The sequence below is a fragment of the Pseudoroseomonas ludipueritiae genome (assembly GCF_014490445.1).
GTDB lineage: Bacteria > Pseudomonadota > Alphaproteobacteria > Acetobacterales > Acetobacteraceae > Pseudoroseomonas > Pseudoroseomonas ludipueritiae.
Window position 1 is genome coordinate 1 of sequence record NZ_JACTUZ010000234.1, and the last position, 4,720, is coordinate 4,720.

The following is a 4,720-nucleotide window of genomic DNA, read 5'->3' on the forward strand; positions in this document are numbered from 1 at the left end:
CCGGGCAGATTGCCACCCGCCTGCTCCATGCCGACCTGCTGATCCTCGACGAGCTGGGATACCTGCCGTTCAGTGCCTCGGGCGGTGCCCTGCTGTTTCACCTGCTCAGCAAGCTGTACGAGCAGACCAGCGTCATCATCACCACCAACCTCAGTTTCAGTGAGTGGGCGGCGATCTTCGGAGATGCCAAGATGACCACCGCGCTGCTCGATCGGCTCACCCACCACTGCCACATCCTGGAGACCGGCAACGACAGCTTCCGCTTCAGGAACAGCTCCGCCACCCAGGCCCATCGCGAAAGGAAACCACAGCCGACCTGATGAGATCTGATAAACCCCGCATCCACAACCCGGGTCAGATCTCCGTGGCAACCCCGGGTCGGCTCTCAGTGGCAATCAACAGGCTGCGCCTGCAAACATCGGAGGGAAGCCATGGCAGAAGCGCCGCCGCGGTCAGGCACTGGGTCGCCACAGCTCGACCTGCTTGATGCCTGGCTCAACTCGGATCACGCACCTGAGGATGCGATGGGCTTGTCGGAACTCGATGGGTTCCTGACCGGTATCGTGGCCGGCCCGCACATGATCATGCCCAGCGAATGGCTGCCTGTCATCTGGGGCGGTGAGGAGCCGGTGTTCGCAGATACTGCCGAGGCGGAGACCGTGCTCGGGGCCATCATGGCGCGCTACAACGAGATCATCCACACGCTGCGGGATGAGGCAGGCCCCCTCGAGCCGCTGTTCCTGACGGATGCCGCAGGAGAGGTGATCGCCGAGTTCTGGGCCGAAGGATTCCTGGAAGCCGTCGGCCTGCGACCTGCAGCCTGGGATCCGCTGTTCAGCCACCGTGATGCCGGCCCGCTGATGATGCCGATCCTCATCCTGGCGCAGGATCCAGCAGACCTCGATCTCGAAATTGATGATGAACGTCTCGATGCGTTGCTCGCCGAAGCGCCGGACATGATTGCCCCCTGCATTGCCGCCATCACCCAGTTCTGGAAAGCCAGGCGCACCTATGGCCGCGTTCCGAAAATCGGGCGCAACGCACCTTGTCCCTGCGGCTCAGGCCGCAAGTTCAAGTTCTGCTGTGGCAAAGGCTGATCCCCAGCGTGAGCCAAACCCCGGCGGGATCACCGAGCAGCAGATACTTGAGCATAGGCAAGCCTTAACAGCGAGGAACAACCTATGCCTCAGCCGCTGTGCCTGCCACCCCAGCAGCACGGGAAATGCGGGAGATCCAAGCCGTGAGTAGCATTGACAGCAGGCCGCGCGACAGGTCCAGGCCGTCACGGGCGTAGATCTCCGACTGGCGGTAGAGGGGCAGATGGTCGCAGTACTTCGAGACCAGCACATGAGCCAGCAGCCCTGGGCCTGGTCTGCCGCGCTCGATCGGCAGGCTCGGCATCGGCGCCTGCGTCATCGTCTCGCAGGACCGGCAGGAGAATGCGGGGCGGACGTGGCGCACCACCTCGAACCGACCAGGGCGGTATTCCAGGATCTCAGTCACGTCCTCGCCCACCTTCCGCAGGGCTCCGCCACAAGCCCGGCAGGTGCAGCCCTCGGCAGGCAGGTGCTCCACCTCCCGGCGCGGCAGGCTCTCCGGCAAGGGACGGCGACCACGATGCCGCGCCTTGTTCTGGGGCGGCGGCTGGGCAACCTCGTCGCCCGTGTCGCCATCCAAGGCCGCGATGTCGGCGAGCACCTCGTCGAACCGCAGCTCCAGCTGCTCCACCTCGCCCGTCAGCCGTTCTGACGAGTGGCCGAACCGCGCATGCCGCAGCCGCGCAATCTGCACCTGCAGCCGCTCCGCCTCGAGCGTTCTGGCCTGCAGGCCGAGTTCTGCCGCCTGCCGCGCCGCCCGCTCCTCGGCCAGTTCACCCCGCAGCGCCGCGATCACCGCCATCAGCGTGGCAGGATCCTCAGGCGGCGCGCTGTCGGCGCGCGGCGTCATAACGGAATCGCTTCAGATCCCGCCGCGTCGGCGCAAGAGGCTAGACCGCGATCTCCGGCTTCCAACTCGGCGTCGGTGTGCGCCAGTCCAGCCCTTCCAACGACCAGGCATAGTACTACCCCTTGTTTTGACGAAGAGGTGGCGCTGCCTACGGAGGTTGAGGTTGTAGATGTGGCGCACCCACTGTTTGGGCGCCGGTTTCGCCTCGTGTCAGTGAATGGGTCCGCGTATTCCGCCGCGCAGCTGCGGGTGGTCTATGACGCCGGGCTGTTCCTGATCCTGCCCTGGGCTGCCACGGATCTGGCGCCACGGCGGCCTGTCTCCTGCGGCGCTCCCTGTAAGCTGAGCATTGAGGCGCTACGGGACCTGCTCACCGTGGCCGGGGAGGCTGTGGCGCCATGCCGATCAAGCCCATCGAGTTCTGGACCAGCCTGCCGCCGCGGCTCCGGCGTGAGATCACGCAGGATCTCGCCACCATCCTCGGGGAGGTAGTTCATGGGCTCAGAACTCGTCACTCACCACCATCTCGATCGCCGCGCTGTGGTCTACGTACGCCAGTCCACGCCGCACCAGGTGCTGACCAACCAGGAAAGCCTGCGGCTGCAGTATGCACTCCGGGCACGGGCTCACCAGCTCGGCTGGCATGAGGCCGATATCGAGGTGGTGGATGCCGATCTTGGCCTCAGCGGCGCGAGCGTGGCCGGGCGAGAGGGTTTCAAGAACCTGGTCGCACGTGTAGCCCTCGGCGAGGTTGGCCTGATCCTGTCGATCGAGGTCACGCGCCTGGCCCGGAACTGCTCGGACTGGTACCCGCTCCTCGACCTCTGCGGCCGCCATGGCTGCCTCATCGGCGACCGCGATGGCCTCTATGACCCGGCCCTGCCCGATGGGCGGCTGGTGCTCGGCCTCAAAGGCACCGTCTCGGAGATGGAGCTGTACACCATCCGCAGCCGGCTGACGTCTGGGCTGCTGGCCAAGGCCGCGCGGGGCGAACTGGCGCTGCAGCTGCCGACCGGGTTCGTGCGCGACCCGTCCGGCGTCGTCATCCAAGATCCCAATTGCGAGGTCCGCTCGCGCATCGCGCTTGTGTTCTCGACGTTCCTGGAACGACGCACAACAGTGCGGGTAGTGGGCTTGCTGCGTGCCCGAGATCTCACGCTGCCACGTCGCGATCAGCACGGCGATATCTGCTGGCGAGCGCCGACCATCGCGGCAGTGACCTCGATCCTGCGCAATCCGGCCTATGCTGGCGCGTTCGTTTATGGGCGGACGCGGCTTGGCCCGCCCGGTGCGAACGGCCGGCAAAAGCAGCGGCGGCGCTCTGCAGCGGAGTGGCGGATCGTGGTGAGGGACAAGTACCCGGCTTACGTCGACTGGGACACCTTCGAGCGGATCCAGGCGATCATGGCCAACAACCACGCTGACTATCAGAGTGTGCGCGGTGGCCGCGGCATCACCCGTAACGGAGCAGCGCTGCTGCACGGGATCACCTGGTGTGGTGAGTGCGGCCACAAGATGACGGTGCGCTACAAAGGTGGGTGCGCCTACGCCTGCACCTACCTGCAGCGCCAGCATGGTTCGGCGCATACAGAGTGCCTGCGGGCACCATCGATCGACGAGGCGGTGAGCAAAGCGTTTCTGGAGGCTGTTGCACCAGCTGAGCTGGAGGCGCTCGCGCGGGCTGAGCGAGCACGGCGGGACGCCGAGGCGGACCTGCGGCGCGCCGAGGAGCAGCAACTTCAGCGCCTGCGCTATGAGGCCTCCCTCGCCGAACGGCAGTATCGGCGGGTGGACCCGGACAACCGGCTGGTCGCGGCGGAACTTGAGCGCCGCTGGGAGGCCTCCCTCGTGGGTCTGCGCCGTGCCGAGGAAGCCCTGGCTCGCCGGCAGGACCCGGTACCAGCAAGAACCGGCATGAGCGACCGGCAGCTGCGGGCCAGGGCCGCCGAACTCGGCGGACAGCTGCCGGAGATCTGGGCTGACCCAGCCACTGCCCAGGTTCATCGCAAAGCCTTGCTGCGCTGCCTCATCGACAAGGTCGTCCTTACTCGGCTCGGGCGTGATCGTGCCGGCGTGCGGATCGTCTGGCGTGGCGGCGCAGTCACGCCGCTCGAGGTCGATCTGCCCGTCAACGCATTGGCCGCTCTGCCACGCGCTGCCGAAATGGAGGCGCGAGTGATCGAACTGGCCTGATCTGGCCTGCGCGACGACGAGATCGTCCGCGTTCTGGCAGCAGAAGGGCACCGCTCGCCTCGACAGGCAGCGGGCGTGCACGTCAGCACCGTTCAGGGCATTCGGTTGCAGCACGCCATCAAGGCCGCGTGGCGCTGCACACGCTGGCCATCTGTCCCAGGTTGGCTGACAGCGAAGGACACCGCAGTCCGGCTCGGCATCCCGGAGGCATGGTTACGGCGGAAATTGCAGGCTGGTGCCGTTAAGACGAGGCGTGATGATGGTGGGCGCTACCTGTTCCCGGACCAAGCTGACGCCCTCCGGGCCCTGCTGCAACTACGATCCGGCACCCTCAACCAGGTCGTATTCACGCCAAGTGTCAGTGAGCAGAAGGGGCATCAAGATGCATGATCGAGTAGCATCGAGAGCTGGGCGGGCGTCAGAGAGATCGCGCCATCCCTGGCCTGCGGCCAAACAAACTTCCCGCGCTCCAGCCGCTTGGCGTAGAGCACCAGCCCCTGACCATCCCAGAACAACAGCTTGATCAGGTGGCCACACCGAACCTCATTCGGCATATCGAATTGCGACAGCGCGGATCGAG

Annotated in this window: 5 protein-coding genes and 1 pseudogene; 3 read left to right on the forward strand and 3 right to left on the reverse strand. The window is 66.0% G+C overall.

Annotation, left to right across the window (positions count from 1 at the left end):
* On the forward strand, positions 1-320 hold a 320-nt coding region (locus IBL25_RS24535), incomplete at its 5' end, for an ATP-binding protein (RefSeq protein ID WP_187781087.1).
* Positions 321-431: 111 nt separating this feature from the next.
* Positions 432-1,097: a YecA/YgfB family protein gene (locus IBL25_RS24540; RefSeq protein ID WP_187781091.1), complete on the forward strand. Its 666-nt coding sequence runs from the start codon at positions 432-434 to the stop codon at positions 1,095-1,097.
* A gap of 82 nt (positions 1,098-1,179) precedes the next feature.
* Here IBL25_RS24540 and IBL25_RS27730 read toward each other — a convergent pair whose 3' ends face one another.
* Together IBL25_RS27730 and IBL25_RS27735 are read right to left on the reverse strand one after the other, a co-directional pair.
* Positions 1,180-1,575 carry an IS66 family transposase zinc-finger binding domain-containing protein gene (locus IBL25_RS27730; protein WP_456315886.1) on the reverse strand — a complete coding sequence of 132 codons (396 nt, stop codon included), beginning with the start codon at positions 1,573-1,575 and terminating at the stop codon, positions 1,180-1,182.
* A 9-nt stretch (positions 1,576-1,584) separates the two neighbouring features.
* Positions 1,585-1,947, reverse strand: a pseudogene (locus tag IBL25_RS27735) (transposase domain-containing protein); the annotation flags it as partial.
* A gap of 495 nt (positions 1,948-2,442) precedes the next feature.
* Here IBL25_RS27735 and IBL25_RS24550 point away from each other — a divergent pair.
* The gene (locus IBL25_RS24550) at positions 2,443-4,140 is read left to right on the forward strand and encodes a recombinase family protein (protein ID WP_187781089.1); all 1,698 of its coding nucleotides are present in this window, start codon (positions 2,443-2,445) and stop codon (positions 4,138-4,140) included.
* Positions 4,141-4,517: 377 nt separating this feature from the next.
* Here the strand turns inward: IBL25_RS24550 and tnpB are convergent.
* A partial coding sequence (gene tnpB / locus IBL25_RS24555) for an IS66 family insertion sequence element accessory protein TnpB (protein WP_187781090.1) occupies positions 4,518-4,720 on the reverse strand: 203 nt, incomplete at its 5' end.